A 16,706-nucleotide genomic window follows, 5' to 3' on the forward strand; every position below is an offset into this window, starting at 1 on the left:
GCGAGGAGCGTGAATTCACCCACGGCTCGTTCGTCCCGGTTCCCCACGGGACGAATGAAGACCCGGCCTTTACCCCCCGCACGGGAACTTCACCCTTGCACAAAGGAGTCATGACCAACAAGGCACTTGAGCAACATCCGCATCGTTGAAAGAAAGTCAGAAACGGGGTCGGCGCAGCTCTCCCCGCCCGGCTTTCGGTATTTCACACGCCCCGTGTGAAACACGCGCACGCGCCGGAGCACCACGCACGCTCCCGGCGCGCACCACCGCGTAGTGCACTGGTACCGGCCCCTCGGAGGCCACGCGGCGGAACCGGCCGCCGACCCCGGTCCTCCCGCCCTCGGTCGGCGGCCCCGAGGGCGGGCCGGGGCCGGCCGGGCCCGGGGCCTGCCGGAGCGGCTCAGATCTGCCAGGAGCGCAGCCGGTCCGCGGCGCCGTAGACGTCGGTCTTGCCGGAGATCAGGTCGCGGGTGAGGTCGACGAGGGAACCGTAGGGCGGGTCGATGCCGACGCCGCTGACGAACATGTACGCCACGGCCGTCGCGCAGGCGAAGCGGGCGTTGGCCGACGGCAGCGGCTTGAGCAGGGCGAGGGTGTGCAGCAGGGCCGCGGCCCGCCAGGCCGGGTCGGAGTCCACGCCGAGGCGCGGCGGGTCGACGCGGTGCCGGGCGACGGCGGCCACCAGCGCGGAGAAGTCGTTGACGGTGGGCTGGTCCGGCAGCACCTCTTCGTGACGCTGGAGCAGCCAGGGCACGTCGATGTGGACGACAGGAGCCATCGCTCAGACGGCCCGCCGCTCGCCGTGGGCGGCCGGCTCGTCGTCGGGGAAGGCCGCCGCGAACTCGTCGGCGTGGGCCGCGAAGAACCGCCGGAACGCCTCGGCGCCTTCCTGGAGGGCGCGGTGCCGCGCGATGTCGGCGGCGGCGGCCTCCCGGACGAGGGCCTTCATCGACGTACCGCGCTCCTTGGCGATCTGCCGCAGGTCCTCTAGCTCACGATCACTGAACTCCACGTTGAGAGCTGGCATGCCCTCACGGTACCGCCGAGGTACTCCACCGTAAATACTCCCTGCTCAGAGGTATCGCGCTCGGGTACCGCGGACCGTTCAGCGCGACGTCCGATTCCCGCCGGTGACGGGCCGAGCGGCGCGGCAGACTCGGAGCCATGACGACGTACACGACGACCGGAAGCCCGCTCGGTGAGCTGCTCCTGGTGGGCGAGGCAGGGGTGCTCACCGCACTGTCGATGCCGGGGCGGCGCACCGCCCCGGCCGTCCGCGCCGACTGGCGGCGCGACGACGACGCCTTCGCCGAGGCCACCGCCCAGCTCGCCGCGTACTTCGCGGGCCGGCTCACCCGCTTCGACCTCCGGTGCGCCGCCCACGGCACGGAGTTCCAGCGGCGCGTGTGGCAGGCGGTCGACACGATCCCGTACGGCACCACGACGACGTACGGCGCGCTTGCCGCGCGGCTCGGGGTGGCGCGGGCCGACACCCCGGCCGTGGGCGCGGCGCTCGGCGCCAACCCCTTGCTGATCGTGCGGCCCTGTCACCGGGTGATCGGCGCCGACGGCTCGATGCGCGGGTACGCGGGCGGGGTCGAGCGCAAGGTGCGGCTGCTCACGCACGAGGGCGCGCTGCAGCCGACGCTCGTCTGACGGGAGGAGCATCATGACGACCCTCACCCCGACGCAGGCCCGTCGCCGCGTCGCCGGGACCGACTGGGTCGCGCTCGCCACGGAGCTGGACGAGCTCGGCAGCGCGCCCACGGGGCCGTTGCTGACGCCCGCCGAGTGCCGTGACCTGGCGGCGCTGTACGAGAAGCCGGAGCTGTTCCGCACGACCGTCGACCTCGCCCGGCACCGCTTCGGCTCGGGCGAGTACCGGTACTTCACGCACGACCTGCCCGCCCCGGTGGCCGCTCTGCGGGACGCGCTCTACCCGCGCCTGCTGCCGGTCGCCCGCGACTGGGCGGCCCGGCTCGGCCGCCCGGCGCCCTGGCCGGACTCCCTCGCCGAGTGGCTGGAGCGCTGCCACGCCGCGGGCCAGAACCGATCGGCGCAGATCCTGCTGCGCTACGGGGCGGGCGACTGGAACGCCCTGCACCGGGACGTCTTCGGCGACCTGGTCTTCCCGCTCCAGGTCGTCATCGGGCTCGACGAACACGGCACGGACTACACGGGCGGTGAGTTCCTGATGGTGGAGCAGCGGCCCAGGGCACAGTCCCGGGGCACGTCGACCGTGCTGCGGCAGGGCCACGGCCTGGTCTTCACCACCCGGGACCGCCCGGTGCGCAGCCGCCGGGGCTGGTCCGCGGGCGCCTTGCGGCACGGTGTGAGCACGGTCCGCTCGGGCCGGCGGCACGCCCTGGGCCTGGTCTTCCACGACGCGACCTGAGCCCGCCTCTCCGGTCTAGCCGTGCGCCCACAACCCCCTGCGCCGGTAACCGCCCTCCCAGAACAGCCGGTTGAGGACGCGGACCGGGGGCGGCATGGCGGCGAGAAAGGCGGCTCGGTCCGCGGGCGGGGCCCCGTCGACGACCCAAGGCACGAACACGGCCGCGCCGCGCATCCCCTGGGTCTCCCGGATACGGCCGGTGAAGGCACCCCAGTCGGCCTCGGTCAGGACGTCCTGGATCAGCGGCAGGGCGCTGTCCTCCTCGTGCTTGAGATGGTCGTCCAGCAGGGCGGTCAGCGCCCGCACGAGATCGCCGAGTTCGGGTGCGCCGTCGGCCAGCGCGGTGTCGACGGCGGCGAGCAGGGGGTCGATACGGGAGTGTTCGTCCTCCATCGCGTCGAGCAGCGCGAGCTCACGCGGTCGCCCGGCGACCCGCTCCCTGACCCGCGGCCACAGCCCGGCGTCCTCGGCGGTGTGGTGGATGTGCAGCTGGTGCGTGAAGTTCTGCCAGCCGGCCCGGACCGCGGGCGTACCGGCCCGCCCCTCGGCGACGGCGTCGGCCAGCCGCGCCAGATCGCGGCGGAAGGCGTCGTGGGACGCGTACATGGCGGTGAAGTCGATGGTCACCGGTCCTCCTCAGTGCCCACGGATGCGGACTCACGGTCAAGAGGCCGGGCCGTCGCGGCGGTGTGACACGGTCCCTCCGCGATGAGGCACACGTCACATTCAGACCTTCCGATGTCACATTCGCGCCCCCGGGAGCCCTCGCAGTAGTGAGCGCGTACCGGGAGGGCCACGCATGACCGAGATCCGTTTTCCCGCGGCCGACGAGGCGACGGACGTCTTCGTCGACCACCGTGAGCTGCTGTTCGGCATCGTCTACAACATGCTGGGCAGCGTCGCCGACACCGAGGACGTCCTCCAGGAGACCTGGCTGTCCTGGACGGCCCGCCGGGCCACCGGCTCGCCCCTGGACGGGATCAGCAACCCCCGCGCCTACCTCGTCCGCATCGCCGTGAACCACGCCCTGGCCCGCCGGGCCGCGGTCAACCGGCGGCGCGAGACGTACGTCGGCCCGTGGCTGCCCGAGCCCCTGGTCGCGGGCGATGCCGCCGACGACCCCGCGTTGCGCACCGAGTCGGTCTCCCTGGCGATGCTGGTGGTCCTGGAGTCCCTGACCCCGCTGGAACGCGCGGTGTTCGTGCTGAACGAGGTGTTCGGTTACCCCCACACCGAGATCGCGGACATCCTCGACCGCACCCCCGCGGCGGTGCGGCAGGTGGCACACCGGGCCCGGACGCACGTGCATGCGCGGCGGCCGCTGTACGAGGCGCATCCGCGGGTGCGGCGGGAGGCGACCGAGCGGTTCGTGGAGGCCGCGCTCGGCGGGGACATCGGCGCGCTGATGGAGATCCTCGCGCCGGACGTGACGGTGTGGACGGACGGCGGCGGCAAACGCCGCGGGGCGGGGCTGCGCCCGGTGCGCGGGCGGGACAAGGTGGCACGCCTCATCGCCGGGTTCCGCGCCCGCGGCGCCTCGCTCGACCTGGACGTGCGCTACGGGCAGGCCAACGGCGACGCGGCGGCGGTGCTCTTCGAGGGCGGGGCGCCGTACGCGGTGATGGTCATGGATCTCACACCCGAGGGCGACCAGGTGTCCGACGTCTACATCGTCACCAATCCCGACAAGCTCGAACACGTCGAGCGGGAGGAGCGGTGAGCGGCGAGCGGCTCGCCGACTGGTTCGACGGCCGGCTCGGCATCCACTCCCTCGGCCGGCGCTATCTGCGCAAGGTCTTCCCGGACCATTGGTCGTTCCTGCTCGGCGAGATCTGCCTCTACAGCTTCGTCGTGCTGGTGCTGAGCGGCGTGTGGCTGACCCTGTTCTTCCATCCCTCGATGAACGAGGTGACGTACCACGGCAGTTACGTCCCGCTCAACGGGGTGCGGATGTCCGAGGCGTACGCCTCCACGCTGGAGATCAGCTTCGACGTGCGCGGCGGTCTGCTGATCCGGCAGTTGCACCACTGGTCGGCGCTGGTGTTCGTGGCCGGGATGCTGACGCACATGATGCGGCACTTCTTCACCGGCTCGTTCCGCAAGCCGCGCGAGGTCAACTGGGTGCTGGGCTGGACCCTGTTGTTCCTGGGGCTGTTCGAGGGCCTCTTCGGCTACTCGCTGCCGGACGACCTGCTGTCGGGCACGGGGCTGCGGTTCGTCAACGGGGCGCTGCTGGCGGTGCCGGTCGTGGGGACGTATCTGTCGATGTTCCTGCTGGGCGGCGAGTTCCCCGGGGACGACATCGTGGCCCGGTTCTACGCGCTGCACGTCCTGGTGGTCCCGGGCATCATGGCGGCGCTGGTCGTGGCGCACGTCCTCCTCGTCGTGTACCACAAGCACACCCAGTTCGCGGGGCCCGGGCGGACCGAACGCAACGTGGTGGGTGCCCCGTTCCTGCCGGTGTACCTCGCGAAGGCGGGCGGCTTCTTCTTCCTGGTCCTCGGTGTGCTCACGCTGATCGCGGCCGTGGCGAGCATCAACCCCGTCTGGGAGTACGGCCCCTTCCGTGCGGACCAGGTCTCCACGGGCGCCCAGCCGGACTGGTACCTGGGCTTCGCCGAGGGGCTGGTGCGGATCATGCCGGGCTGGGAGATCGACCTCTGGGGCCACACGCTGGTGCCGGGCGTTCTGATCCCGATCGTGGTGTTCCCGCTGCTGCTCGTCCTCATCGGCGTGTACCCGTTCGTCGAGGCCGGGTTCACGGGCGACCGCCGGGAGCACCACCTTCTGGACCGCCCGCGCAACCGTCCGGTCCGCACCGCGATCGGCGCGGCCTGGATCAGCCTCTATCTGGTCCTGCTGGCGGGCGGCGGCAACGACATCGTGGCGACCCGCCTCCATCTGTCGATCAACACGGTGACGTGGGTGGTGCGGGTGGGGGTGTTCGTGATCCCGGCGGTGGTCCTCGTCGTCACCCGCCGGATCTGCCTGGGCCTCCAGCTGCGGGACCGGGAGCTGGTGGCGCACGGCCGGGAGACGGGCGTGATCAAACGCCTCCCGCACGGCGAGTACGTCGAACTGCACGAGCCCCTGGACCAGGCGCGGCGCCACACCCTGACCGCACACGAGCGGCCGAAGGAGCTCGTGGAGCACGACCGATAGTCAACGGGCGGGCCCGGCCGTGCGTGGACGCCGCCGCCGAGGGAGCCGGATCGGTGCGAACCTCCCCTTCCGGCTCCGCTCGGCGTCGTGTCCCGGTCGGTGTGCGCCTACGTCTGGTCCGCCACGAAGGAGGCCATCCGGCTCAGGGCGGAGTTCCAGTTGATGGTGTGCTCGTTGGTCGACCACGACTGGATGTCGTCGATGTAGCAGAACTGGCCGACGCAGCCCTGGAGTTTGCTCTGCGCGTAGGGGTCCTGGATGCTCGAGTTCGGCCCGCCGGCGAGGGTGCCCCTGGGCGGGTTCGGGAGGTTCGGGTCGAGCTGGTGGGCGTACCAGCGGCTGTGCTGGTTGTGGGAGTTCACCTCGCCGTACCCGGTCACGTACGACATGTTCAGCGCGTTGCGGCCGAAGAGGTAGTCGACGCTCTGGAGGGCGCCGTCGCGGTACTTCGTGGCGCCGGTGATGTCGTACGCGGTGGCGATGACGATGCCGTTGTGCAGGATCTGGTGGTTGGAGCCCCAGTCGTAGAGGTTGTCGGTGGGCGCGTACGGCATGCCGTACGGCTGTGACTTCAGGGTGGCCAGGTAGCGGTCGGCGCCCTTGACGACGGACCGGCGGACCTTGTCACGGCCGGGCAGCTTGCTGGGGACGGTCGCGAGGTCGAGGCGGGCCGCCGCGGCCGTGCGGGCCCAGTCGTAGCCGAGGGGGCCGAAGATGTCAGCGGTGTGGACGGGCGAGTCGAGGACGTGGTCGGCGAACTGCTTCTCGCCGGTGGTGAGATACAGCTCGGCCGCCGCCCAGTAGAACTCGTCGGTGGCGTCGGTGTCCGGGTAGGCGCCGCCGCCGGTGCCGTCGTCGGGGTCGGCGTGCAGGTCGGGGTGGGCGAGCGCCGCCGTCCAGGCCGTGCGGGCCGCGGCGAGGGTCTTCGCCGCGAACGCCTTGTCGTAGGGCTTGTAGAGGCGGGCCGCCTGGGCCGCGGTGGCCGCGAGGTTCAGGGTCGCCTCGGTGGTCGCCGGGTGCAGTTCCCGCTTCTGCGGGTCGTCGCTGGGCAGCAGCGGCAGGCCGGTCCACGCCTCGTCGTGGATCTTGTGGTGGGCCATTCCGGCCAGCGGCTGTCCGGCGGGCACCTGCATCTTCAGCAGGAACTCCAGCTCCCAGCGGGTCTCGTCGAGGATGTCCGGCACCTTGTTGCCGCTCTCGGGGATGGCGAGGGTGTTGTCGCCGAGCTTCGCGGGCTGTCCGGTGCGGGCGTGCAGGGCGCGCTCGTAGGTGCTCAGCAGCTCCCAGGTGGAGATGCCGCCGTTGACCACGTACTTGCCGTGGTCGCCGGCGTCGTACCAGCCGCCGGTGACGTCGAGCTTGTAGTCGCAGACGCCCGGCTGGCACGGGACGGCGGAGTCGCCCTGATTGGGTGCCACGTCGACGTGACCGGCCGCGCGGCCGTAGCCGGGGCGCAGGTCGTCGCGGATCGCGATGCCGCTGCGCTGTGTGTAGTAGTACTTCAGGGCGTCCAGGCGGAGCTGCCGATAGGCGCCGGTGCCGATGTCGAAGGGGCGGCTCGTCTCCCCGTCGGCGACCAGCGTGTAGCCCGTGCCCGCCTTCTTGTAGGCCCCGAAGTCGATCGAGTGGACGTTCTGCGCGGACGAGGCGTCGACGCCCCGCGGCACGGTCGTCCCCTGTGCCACCACGGTGCCGGAGGCGTTCTTCAGCTGCCAGGGCAGCTTCCCGGTCGCGTCCGTCACGAGCGTGGCGTTCTTCGGGCCGGAGGGCAGATAGGCGACCTGGTTGACCCGCACACGCGGCCCGGTGTCGGGCTCGTACACCTCCGGCGGCACCCCGCCGAGCAGGGACACGTCGTCCATGCAGAACTTCCAGGCGTCCGCGCTGCCGCCGAGCTGGAAGCCGACCTGCGCCTGGGTGGCGTCGACGGGCGAGGTGAAGGTGTAGGAGTAGCTGTTGCCGGAGACGCTGAGCTGCGGGCTGACCTCGAAGTAGGTGTCGTACGGGGCCACTTGGAGCCCCACGATCGCGCGCACGACATGGCCGTCGGGTGAACCGTCCGCGGTGAAGGCGAACTTGTACGTCTCCCCCTTGACCAGCGTGACGTCGTTCTGGCCGACGGCGGCGTCCCAGCGGTTGGTCGTGCCGCCCGGCACGTCCGCGCACAGCCGCCCGCCGGACAGGCCCGCGGTGACGTTGCTGGTCGCCCACCAGGGTTCGGTGGTGGTGTCGAAGGTGCCGTTCTTGAGCTGCTCGACCTCGTCGGCGGTTGCCGGGGAGGTCGGCGCGGCGACAAGTACCGCACCCAGCAAGGCCGTCAGGGACAACAGGGTGGTGCTGCGTCTTTTCACGTCCGGGCTCCTCGGTGAGCTACGGGCACGCTCGGCATGGGAGCGCTCCCAATAGACGGTCGAAGGCCATGCTTGTTGCAGCCATGACACCCCGTCAACGGTCCGGACGGGACTGATCGATCGGATTCCGTCCGGACCGCGCCGGAGAACGGGTCAGGCGGCCGGCACCTCCAGCTTGCTGATCCGGACCGCGCCCCGGGCCTCACCGGGGTGAGCACTGGTCAGGGTGAGCCGCAGCCGGGACCCGGCGATCGCGTCGAAGGTGACCACCGTCGGCGCGTCCGACTCGGCGGCCCACTCGACCGCCACCCCGTCCACCGGCACCCAGCGCCCGCCGTCCCAGACCGCCGGCTCGACGGCGGCGGGCAGGCTGTGGGTGGCGCTCACGGTGAACGAGACCTCCGCACGGTCGAAGGTCCGGATCCGCCCGAAGTCGACGGAGACCCAGTCCTCGGCCCTGGCCCCGTCGAACGCGGGCAGCAGGGCGGTGGCGGCCTTGCGGAAGGCGTTGGACCAGCCGGTGGCCGGGTCGCCGTCGAGCATCGCGGCGGGCAGGGTGTCCGGGCGGCCGGAGTAACTGGCGTCCGGGTGGGGGTGGTTCGGCGGTGCCGGGTGGTCCGGCCGGAGGTCGGCCGGCGGGGTGGTCGCGGCCGAGCGGGCGGGTGTGGTGCGCAGGGCCGCGGTGTCCGGGCGCAGTCCTTCGGCCCGGGCGGTCACCTCCAGCGCGCCCGGCGCGGTGCCCGAGCGCACGATGGCGAGGGCCTTGCCGTGGAAGGCGGTGCGAGTGGCGGCCTGGTACCGCTCGGCGCTCTCCTCGCGGCCGTTGTCGAGCCCGGCGAGGGAGCCGCCCCGCACCTCGAAGGAGATCAGGTCCTCGGCGTCCGGCACCACCACTCCGCGGGCGTCGACGATCTCCGCGGTCACGAATGCCAGCGAACGACCGTCCGCGGCCAGGGACTTGCGGTCGGCGGTGAGCCGCACGGCGTGCGCCTCACCCGCGGTGCGCAGCACGTCGGTGGCGACGGTCCTGCCGTGCCGCCGGGCCACCGCCTTCAACTCGCCCGGCCGGTACGGCACTCTCCACGTCAGATGGAGCTTGCCCGCGCTGCCGTTCGGGCTGGTGTAGCTGCCGGGGTAGGGGCCGTCGGTGAAGGTCTTGTCGTCGCCGGTCGCCTCGGTGGTCTCCAGGTAGGTGCGGCCGTCGACGGTTCTCTTCGTGTCGAACGTCCGTGTCCCCAGGGATTTTCCGTTGAGGTACAGCTCCACGGTGCCGACGTTGGAGTACGCCCACACCTCCACCGTGTCGCCCTCCTCGTGGTTCCAGGTCATCGGCAGCAGATGGACCATCGGTTCGCTGGTCCACTGGCTCCGGAAGAGGTGGTACATGTCCTTCGGGAAGCCGGCCGTGTCGACCGCGCCGAAGAAGGACGCCTTCACGGGGAAGACGTCGTACGGCGTGGGCTCGCCGATGTAGTCGATGCCGGACCACAGGAACTGGCCCGTGAACCACTTCCGGTCGCGGTCCTTCTTGTGGCCGTACTCGCCGCTCATGGTCCAGGAGGCGAGGTTGTTGTCGTAGGAGGAGACGGCCCGCTTGCCGGGGGTGTGGTTCTCGCCGGTGTTGAGGTGCTCCGGCTCCTGGTAGGTGCCGCGGGTCGAGGTCTCGGAGGACGACTCGGACTCGAACAGGAACAGGTGCGGGTAGCGGGCGTGCAGGGCGTCCACCGACTTGGCGGTGTTGTAGTTGAGGCCGAGGCCGTCCAGTTTGGCGAGGATCAGGTCGGCCGGGGTGCCGGGGGCGGGCAGGCTGCGGTGCCGGTCGGAGCCGATGACGACGGGGCGGGTGTCGTCGTGCGCCTTGACGCCGGCGATGAGCCGGTCGGCGATGGTGAGACCGGCGGTGGAGGCGACGTCGGGTATCTCGTTGCCGATCGACCACATGATCACGGCGGGTGAGTTCCGGGCGGCCAGCACCATCTCCGCGATGTCCCGGTCGGACCACTCGTCGAAGAACCGGCCGTAGTCGTAGCGGTTCTTGGGACTGCGCCAGCAGTCGAAGGCCTCCACCATCATCACGATCCCGAGCTCCTCGCAGACCCGGATCATCTCCGGCGAGGGCGGATTGTGGGAGGTGCGGAGGGCGTTGACGCCCATCGACTTCATGATGGCCATCTGCCGTCGGATCGCGTCGACGTGCACGGCCGCACCCAGGGCACCGAGGTCGTGGTGCAGGTCGACGCCCTTGAACTTGGCGTGGACGCCGTTGAGATGGAAACCCTCGTCGGGGTCGATGCGGACGGTGCGGATGCCGAAGGGCGTGCGGTAGGTGTCGACGGTCCGCCCGCCGACGCGCAGTTCGGTCAGCAGGGTGTAGCGGTGCGGGTCGGCGAAGTCCCACAACCTCGGTTCGGGGACGGTGAGCTCATGGACCTCGGCCGCATTGTCGCCGACGCCGGCCGTGGACGCGGTGCGAGCGACCGTCCGGCCCCTGGCGTCCTTCACCGTCGAGCGGATCTCGACCTGGTGCGCGGCGCCGGACGCGTTCACCACGGAGGTCCGCACCCGGACGACCGCCCGCTCCTCGGTCACGTCGGGGGTCGTGACGTACGTGCCCCAGCGCTCCACGTGCACCGGCTCGGTGACGACCAGGCGGGCCTCGCGGTAGATGCCGCTGCCCGAGTACCAGCGGCTGCTGGGCAGACGGTTCTGCACCTTGACGGCGATGACGTTCTCGGTGGTGCCGTCGGTGTGCAGCAGTTCGGTGAGGTCGAACGCGAAGCCGGTGTAGCCGTAGGGGTGGCGGCCGACCTCGGTGCCGTTGCAGTAGACGTACGAGTCCATGTAGACGCCGTCGAACTCCACCGAGATCCGCTTGCCGGCGCAGACGGGCGGCAGGGTGAAGGCCAGGCGGTACCAGCCGAGGCCGCCGGGGAAGAAGCCGGTGCCGCTGGTGGTGCCGTTCTGGGTGGTCGGGGAGAGTTCGATACTCCAGTCGTGCGGGACGGCGACCTCGCGCCACGTCGAGTCGTCGTGGGCGGGGTCGGCGGCGTCGGCATAGGCGCCGGTCGGGTCGGTGATGCCGCCCGGATCGACCAGGGCGAAGCGCCATCCGTCGCGCAGGGCGACCGTGCTGCGGCCCGCGGCGCCGCCCACCACCTCGGCGGCGCGGGCCACCGGGGTGCCGGGCAGGGCTCCGGCCGCGGGCGCGGCGGCGGAGGCGATCAGAACAGATCTGCGAGTGACCGTCATGACGTGCGGCTCTCCTTCATCCGGCTCTCTCTCATCAAGGCCCAGAAGTACTCACAACTGATCGTGAACACACAGATTCTGACGTGCCGCCACACAGGACCGTCAAGGGTACGGAGACACGGGGGCGTCCCACCGGCCACATCGGCCGGATTTCCCCCTTGACCCGGGATGCTCCGGCCGCGGGGCGCCTGAGGGGGTTCCCGTCCGCGCTCGGGCCGGACGCACTAGGCTGGAACTCAAGTGACGCGCCTGTTCACTGTGAGTGTGCGCAATGGAGTGGCGACGATGAGCCCGGACTACCCGTTCGACGATGCCGCGACGGCACGGGCTGTCATCGACGACCGGGGCAGGGTCGTGGAGTGGAACGGCGGCGCGGAGCGGCTGCTCGGCCACCGGGCCGCCGACGTCGTGGGCAGCTGCGCCGAGAACCTGCTGGTGGGCACCGGTACGCGCGTGCCCCTCGACGCGACCGGGCCGCGCTGGGACGGCACCGTCACGCTCCGCCACCGCGACGGCGGCACCGTCTCCGTATGGCTGCTCGCCCACCACCGCCCCGCCGACGGCGGCACACCGGGCGACTGGCTCGTCGTCACCCCGCTGGAGGGTGACGCACCCCGCTCCGCCGACGACCCGCTCGCCACCGCGGCGCTCGTGCAGTCTCCGTGCGCCGTCGCGGTCTACGACGAGCGGCTGCGTCTGGTCCGCCTCAACGACGCCATGTCCGAGGTGATAGGGCTGCCCGAGGAGCGCATCCGGGGCCTGCGGCTGTCGGAGATCGGCGGCAAGCCGCAGAGCGCGGAGCTGGAGGGGCATCTGCTGCGGGTGCTCGCCTCCGGCCGGGCCGAGGACGTCCAGACGTACATGCGCACCGGCGGCGAGCCGCTGGCGCACGCCTGGCTGGCCCGGATGGCCCCGGTGACCGACGCCCAGGGACGGGTGCGGGGCGTGTGCCTGGCGGCGCACGACTTCACCGAGAACTACCTCGCCCGGGAGCGGCTGCAACTGGTCAACGAGGCGAGCGTCCGCATCGGCAGCACCCTCGACGTCACCCGGACGGCCCAGGAGCTCGCGGACGTCTGCGTGCCCGCGCTCGCCGACTTCGTCAGCGTCGACCTGCTGGACCCGCAGGACGACGGCGATCCGCACCCGCCGGTCACCGCCCCCATCGGGCTGCGCCGGGCCGCGCACCAGTCGGTCAACCCGGGCACCCCGGAGGCGGTGGCCAAGCCGGGGCAGGTCGAGGTGTATCCCGCCTCCTCCCCGCAGGCGGACTCGCTGGTGGCGGGCCGTACGATCGTCGCCACCGTGGCCTCCGGGCAGCTGGACGAGTGGCTGACCTGGAACCGGGCGCGCGGTGAGGTCGTCCGGGAGTTCGGCATCCACTCCACGATGTCGGTGCCGATCCAGGCCCGCGGTCTGACCCTCGGGGTCGCGGTGCTGAGCCGGTTCCGGCGGCCCGATCCGTTCACGCCGGACGACGTGCTGCTGGCCGAGGAGGTGACGGCCCGGGCGGCCGTCTGCATCGACAACGCCCGGCGCTTCTCCCGCGAGCGGGAGACCGCGCTCGCGCTCCAGCGCAGCCTGCTGCCCCGCTCACTGCCGCGCACCGCGGCCGTGACGGCCGCCTCGCGGTATCTGCCGGCCGCGCGGGCCGGGGTGGGCGGCGACTGGTTCGACGTCATCCCGCTGTCCGGGATGCGGGTCGCGATGGTCGTCGGGGACGTCGTCGGCCACGGCATCCAGGCCTCGGCCACCATGGGCCGGCTGCGCACCGCCGTACGCACCCTCGCCGACATCGACCTGGCCCCGGACGAGCTCCTCACCCACCTCGACGACCTCGTCGTACGGCTGTCCGCGGAGGCCGGTGCCGAGGGGCGTCCGGGCGAGGTCGGGGCGACCTGTGTGTACGCGGTGTACGACCCGGTGTCCCGGCGCTGCACCCTGGCCCGGGCCGGGCATCCGACGCCGGTGCTGGTCCCGCCGGGCGGCGCGCCCGAGCGGATCGACCTGCCGTCCGGACCGCCGCTGGGCGTGGGCGGGCTGCCGTTCGAGTCGACGGAGCTGGAGCTGCGCGAGGGCTCGGTGCTGGCGTTCTACACGGACGGGCTGATCGAGTCCGCGGAGCGCGAGGTCGACGCCGGGCACGCGCTGCTGAGCGAGGCGCTGGCGGCGTTCTCCGACTCGCTGGAGGAGACCTGCGACCGGGTGCTGCACACCCTCCTGCCGGTCGGCGGCTCCACCGACGACGTGGCCCTGCTGCTGGCCCGCACCCGGGGGCTGCCCGCCTCCCAGGTGGCGACCTGGCACATCCCCGCCGACCCCTCCCTCGTCGCCCCCATCCGCAAGCAGGTCGTCGACCAGCTGGGCGCCTGGGGCCTGTCGGAGGCGTCGTTCACCGCGGAACTGGTGGTGAGCGAGCTGGTCACCAACGCCATCCGGTACGGCGCCCACCCCATCCGGCTGCGGCTGATCCACGACGAGACCACGCTGATCTGCGAGGTGTCCGACACCAGCCACACGGCACCGCATCTGCGCCGCGCCAAGACCTGGGACGAAGGAGGCCGCGGTCTGCTGCTGGTCGCCCAGCTCACCCAGCGCTGGGGCAGCCGGCACACGGCCGACGGCAAGACGATCTGGGCGGAGATCGGACTGCTCGAGGAGGACGTCTGACCCGCGGGCCCGAAGGAGCCTGGGCCGGGCCCGGGAGAGCCAAGGCTCCGGACAGCCAACGCCCAGGACAGCCAACGCCCAGGACAGCCAAGGCTCAGGACAGCCACGGCCGTACCTGGCGACGTGCCTCGTGCAGCCGTGACTTGAGCGTGCCGAGCGGGATACCGGCCCGCTCGGCGGCCTCGGCGTACCCGAGTTGGCAGATGTCGCGGTAGACGAGCGGCGCGACGAGGTGCGGATGCTCCCGCTCCAGCCGGTCCAGGGCCTCCAGCAGATCGATGCGGGAGCCGGCGATGACACTGGTGGTGCGCGGGTCGGCCTGCTGCGCGGCGTCGGCCGGGACCGGCTGTTCGGCCGAACGGCGTTTCAGTTCCCGGTACTTCTGCCGGGCGCAGTTGGCCACCACCGTGTACAGCCAGGTGCTGAAGCGGCTGCGCCCCTCGAACGTGCCGATCCCCCGGGCGACTTGGAGCAGGACGTCCTGGGCCGCGTCCTCCGCGTCCTCACGGCAGGGCAGGAACCGCCCGCAGCGCCGGACCACCTCGGGCCGGATCGCCGCCAGCAGTCCGTCGAGCGCCGCCCGGTCACCGCCGGCCGCACGCCGGGCGAGCTCCTCGGTCGGCGACGGGTCCGGCACGGCTGCTCCCCTCGGTGCGGTCGGTGCGGCAGGCATGATAGTCGTATGCACTCCGTCGAGCGGATCGGCCGCTACCGGATCGAACGGCGCCTGGGGACAGGCGCGTTCGGGACGGTGTGGCTCGCGCACGACGACACGCTCGACGCACCGGTGGCCGTCAAGGTGCTCGCCGACAACTGGTCCCACCGCCTCGACATCCGCGAACGCTTCCTCTCCGAGGCGCGGTTGCTGCGCCGGGCGGCCTCGCGGCGGGTGGTGCAGGTCCACGACATCGGTGAACTCCCCGACGGCAGACCGTACTTCGTGATGGAGTACGCCGACGGCGGCACCCTCGCCGAGCTGCTCGACGACGGCCCGCTCCCCGTCGCGGAGGCACTGCGGCTGACGGCGTCGGCGGCGCTCGGGGCGGCCGCCCTGCACGAGGCCGGGATCGTGCACCGGGACATCAAGCCGTCCAACCTCCTGCTGCGCACCGGCCCGGACGGCACCCCGCAGGTGCTGCTCGCCGACCTGGGGCTGGCCAAGATCCTGGCCGAGGCGTCCGGTCTGACGCAGGCCGCGGGTTCGGCGGGATACCGGCCGCCCGAACAGGCCGAGCCGGGCACCGGCATCGACGCGCGCGCCGACGTCTACAGCCTGGGCGCGGTGGGCTACCACCTGATCACCGGGGTGGTCCCGGGCGCACCCGGCAAGGTCGTCCGGCCCGACCGGCTGCGTCCGGGCCTGGCCCCCGGCGTCCGGCGGGCCCTGCTGCGCGCCCTGCGCCCGGACCGGGCGCGGCGCTGGCCCGACGCACGGGCGTTCGCGGCGGAGCTGGGACGGCTGACGGCGCAGCCCCGGCCGCGGCGACGGGGCGCGCTCCTCGCCGCCGCGCTCGCGGCGGTGGCCATGACCGGCACGGCCTGGGTGCTGTGGCCGGACGGTGCCGCGCCCGCCGAGCGGCGGATCGAGGACGTGACCGGGCACGTGGCGGCCGACGTCCCCGCCGCCTGGGCCGGTCAGGTGCGGAACTCGGGGTGGAACCCGGCGGTCCTCGGCCTGCGGGCCGGCCACCGGCCGGGGTTCGCCGTGGCGGACGACCTTGCGAAGTGGCAGGACCTCGACGCCGACGTCAACGGGGTGTTCGTCGGCGTGCTCGCCCACGGGGACGTCACGGCCGTGGTGAACGCCCTCGCCCATCCCGGGTGCCACTACGACGGCGCCCGTGACCACACACTGGAACGCTGGTACGGCAGGGTCCGCACCTGGAGCGACTGCCCGGGCGGCGGCTCCGTCGTCGAGGCCGGGCTCACGCCACCGGACGGCGGCGGGCAGCCGCAGGTCTACGTGCAGATCAGGACTGGCGGCGACAGCGCGGCGGCGGAGGGCGTCCTCCGCTCGGTGCGGATCGCCGGCTGAGCGCGCGAACTTTTCCGGCCGTCCGCGCATCGGACTCTCATGACGGGGCACAACGCGCCGTACGAGGAGTGAGAAGACATGGCGAACACGTACCGGTCCGGGCACCGGGCGGCCCTGCTCGCGGGCGCCGCCGCCGTGCTGAGCCTGCTGACCGCCTGCGGCGGCGGTGGCGGTGGCGGTGGGAACTCCGCGACGTCGCCCTCGACGCTGCCGGGCACGGCCGCACCGGCCACCAGCGGCGTGACGTCGGCGACGCCCTCGGTGCCGCCCAGCGCCGGCCCGACCACGTCCACCCCCGCGCACACCCCCTCGCCCACCGCGAGCCCGGCCGCCGGCAGCCGCTGCCACACCTCCGAACTGGAGGCCGTGCTCGGGCGCAACGACCCGGGCGCCGGACAGGAGAACTTCCCCGTGATCCTGACGAACACCTCCTCGCGCACCTGCACGATCCACGGCTACCCGGGCGCCGCCTTCGTCGACGCCGCCGGCAAGCAGCTGGGACGGGACCCCGAACGCTCCCCCGGCACGCCGCCGACCGTACGCCTGGCACCGGGGCAGAACGTCTGGTCGGGGATCACGTTCGCCAACCCGAAGATCAGCGGCGCCCGCGCCGCCGTTCCCGATGCCCTGCTGGTGACGCCCCCGGACGAGCGGGACCCGCTGAAGGTGTCGTGGTCGGCGGGAGAGGTGCCGGTGTCGGGCAACGAGTCCACGGTGTTCCTGACGGCGTTCGACCAGGGCCCCGGCAGCTGACCGGGCACCGCGGCGGGCGCCCCGCATAGCAGCACGGTCTCTTACCCGCGCCTGTTCTCATGCGCGGGTACGGCCCGCCCGCGCTCCGAAG

At 72.4% G+C, this 16,706-nt stretch carries 13 protein-coding genes; 7 read left to right on the forward strand and 6 right to left on the reverse strand.

Going from position 1 to position 16,706, the window contains the following annotated elements; genetic code table 11:
• Positions 1-400: 400 nt before the first annotated feature.
• Both DI272_RS05915 and DI272_RS05920 read right to left on the reverse strand, forming a co-directional pair.
• Positions 401-778, reverse strand: coding sequence for a toxin Doc (locus DI272_RS05915; protein ID WP_109494086.1), 378 nt, complete (start codon positions 776-778; stop codon positions 401-403).
• A 3-nt stretch (positions 779-781) separates the two neighbouring features.
• Positions 782-1,027 (reverse strand): hypothetical protein, encoded by a 246-nt coding sequence (locus tag DI272_RS05920; RefSeq protein ID WP_109494087.1) that lies wholly within the window; start codon positions 1,025-1,027, stop codon positions 782-784.
• 137 nt (positions 1,028-1,164) lie between these two features.
• Between DI272_RS05920 and DI272_RS05925 the strand changes: the two genes are divergently transcribed.
• Both DI272_RS05925 and DI272_RS05930 read left to right on the forward strand, forming a co-directional pair.
• Entirely contained in the window at positions 1,165-1,656 is a 492-nt protein-coding gene (locus DI272_RS05925) for a methylated-DNA--[protein]-cysteine S-methyltransferase (RefSeq protein ID WP_109494088.1), read from the forward strand.
• Between the two features lie 13 nt (positions 1,657-1,669).
• Complete coding sequence (locus tag DI272_RS05930; protein ID WP_109494089.1) at positions 1,670-2,395, forward strand: 2OG-Fe(II) oxygenase; 726 nt, start codon at positions 1,670-1,672, stop codon at positions 2,393-2,395.
• 15 nt (positions 2,396-2,410) lie between these two features.
• On the opposite strand, the gene DI272_RS05935 is transcribed toward DI272_RS05930, so the two are convergent.
• Positions 2,411-3,022 carry a hemerythrin domain-containing protein gene (locus tag DI272_RS05935; protein WP_258314475.1) on the reverse strand — a complete coding sequence of 204 codons (612 nt, stop codon included), beginning with the start codon at positions 3,020-3,022 and terminating at the stop codon, positions 2,411-2,413.
• A 172-nt stretch (positions 3,023-3,194) separates the two neighbouring features.
• Here DI272_RS05935 and sigJ point away from each other — a divergent pair, with 172 nt between their 5' ends.
• Together sigJ and DI272_RS05945 are read left to right on the forward strand one after the other, a co-directional pair.
• A complete protein-coding gene (sigJ, locus tag DI272_RS05940; RefSeq protein WP_109494090.1) occupies positions 3,195-4,115 on the forward strand; it encodes an RNA polymerase sigma factor SigJ in 921 nt (306 codons plus the stop codon).
• Positions 4,112-5,557: a cytochrome bc complex cytochrome b subunit gene (locus DI272_RS05945; protein ID WP_109494091.1), complete on the forward strand. Its 1,446-nt coding sequence runs from the start codon at positions 4,112-4,114 to the stop codon at positions 5,555-5,557. Before sigJ ends, DI272_RS05945 begins: the two co-directional genes overlap by 4 nt.
• A 107-nt stretch (positions 5,558-5,664) precedes the next feature.
• Here DI272_RS05945 and DI272_RS05950 read toward each other — a convergent pair whose 3' ends face one another.
• The gene (locus tag DI272_RS05950; RefSeq protein ID WP_109494092.1) at positions 5,665-7,908 is read right to left on the reverse strand and encodes a glycoside hydrolase family 9 protein; all 2,244 of its coding nucleotides are present in this window, start codon (positions 7,906-7,908) and stop codon (positions 5,665-5,667) included.
• Between the two features lie 153 nt (positions 7,909-8,061).
• Positions 8,062-11,157, reverse strand: a complete 3,096-nt coding sequence (locus DI272_RS05955) for a glycoside hydrolase family 2 TIM barrel-domain containing protein (protein ID WP_109494094.1) — start codon at positions 11,155-11,157, stop codon at positions 8,062-8,064.
• 285 nt (positions 11,158-11,442) lie between these two features.
• On the opposite strand from DI272_RS05955, the gene DI272_RS05960 reads away from it, so the two are divergent.
• Positions 11,443-13,827, forward strand: coding sequence for a SpoIIE family protein phosphatase (locus tag DI272_RS05960; protein ID WP_109494096.1), 2,385 nt, complete (start codon positions 11,443-11,445; stop codon positions 13,825-13,827).
• Between the two features lie 94 nt (positions 13,828-13,921).
• On the opposite strand, the gene DI272_RS05965 is transcribed toward DI272_RS05960, so the two are convergent.
• On the reverse strand, positions 13,922-14,500 hold the full coding sequence (locus DI272_RS05965; protein WP_181387099.1) for an RNA polymerase sigma factor: 579 nt from the start codon (positions 14,498-14,500) through the stop codon (positions 13,922-13,924).
• Positions 14,501-14,509: 9 nt separating this feature from the next.
• Between DI272_RS05965 and DI272_RS05970 the strand changes: the two genes are divergently transcribed.
• Both DI272_RS05970 and DI272_RS05975 read left to right on the forward strand, forming a co-directional pair.
• Positions 14,510-15,862: a serine/threonine-protein kinase gene (locus tag DI272_RS05970; protein WP_109494099.1), complete on the forward strand. Its 1,353-nt coding sequence runs from the start codon at positions 14,510-14,512 to the stop codon at positions 15,860-15,862.
• Between the two features lie 78 nt (positions 15,863-15,940).
• Positions 15,941-16,615 (forward strand): DUF4232 domain-containing protein, encoded by a 675-nt coding sequence (locus DI272_RS05975; RefSeq protein ID WP_109494100.1) that lies wholly within the window; start codon positions 15,941-15,943, stop codon positions 16,613-16,615.
• The last annotated feature ends 91 nt before the right edge of the window (positions 16,616-16,706 follow it).

The sequence above is a fragment of the Streptomyces sp. Act143 genome (assembly GCF_003143935.1).
Classification (GTDB): domain Bacteria; phylum Actinomycetota; class Actinomycetes; order Streptomycetales; family Streptomycetaceae; genus Streptomyces.

Coding starts and splice junctions, on each gene's coding strand:
- DI272_RS05915 (WP_109494086.1), bottom strand. CDS start 778: ATGGCTCCTGTCGTCCACATCGACGTGCCCTGGCTGCTCCAGCGTCAC.
- DI272_RS05920 (WP_109494087.1), bottom strand. CDS start 1,027: ATGCCAGCTCTCAACGTGGAGTTCAGTGATCGTGAGCTAGAGGACCTG.
- DI272_RS05925 (WP_109494088.1), top strand. CDS start 1,165: ATGACGACGTACACGACGACCGGAAGCCCGCTCGGTGAGCTGCTCCTG.
- DI272_RS05960 (WP_109494096.1), top strand. CDS start 11,443: ATGAGCCCGGACTACCCGTTCGACGATGCCGCGACGGCACGGGCTGTC.
- DI272_RS05930 (WP_109494089.1), top strand. CDS start 1,670: ATGACGACCCTCACCCCGACGCAGGCCCGTCGCCGCGTCGCCGGGACC.
- DI272_RS05955 (WP_109494094.1), bottom strand. CDS start 11,157: ATGACGGTCACTCGCAGATCTGTTCTGATCGCCTCCGCCGCCGCGCCC.
- sigJ (WP_109494090.1), top strand. CDS start 3,195: ATGACCGAGATCCGTTTTCCCGCGGCCGACGAGGCGACGGACGTCTTC.
- DI272_RS05965 (WP_181387099.1), bottom strand. CDS start 14,500: ATGCCTGCCGCACCGACCGCACCGAGGGGAGCAGCCGTGCCGGACCCG.
- DI272_RS05970 (WP_109494099.1), top strand. CDS start 14,510: ATGCACTCCGTCGAGCGGATCGGCCGCTACCGGATCGAACGGCGCCTG.
- DI272_RS05975 (WP_109494100.1), top strand. CDS start 15,941: ATGGCGAACACGTACCGGTCCGGGCACCGGGCGGCCCTGCTCGCGGGC.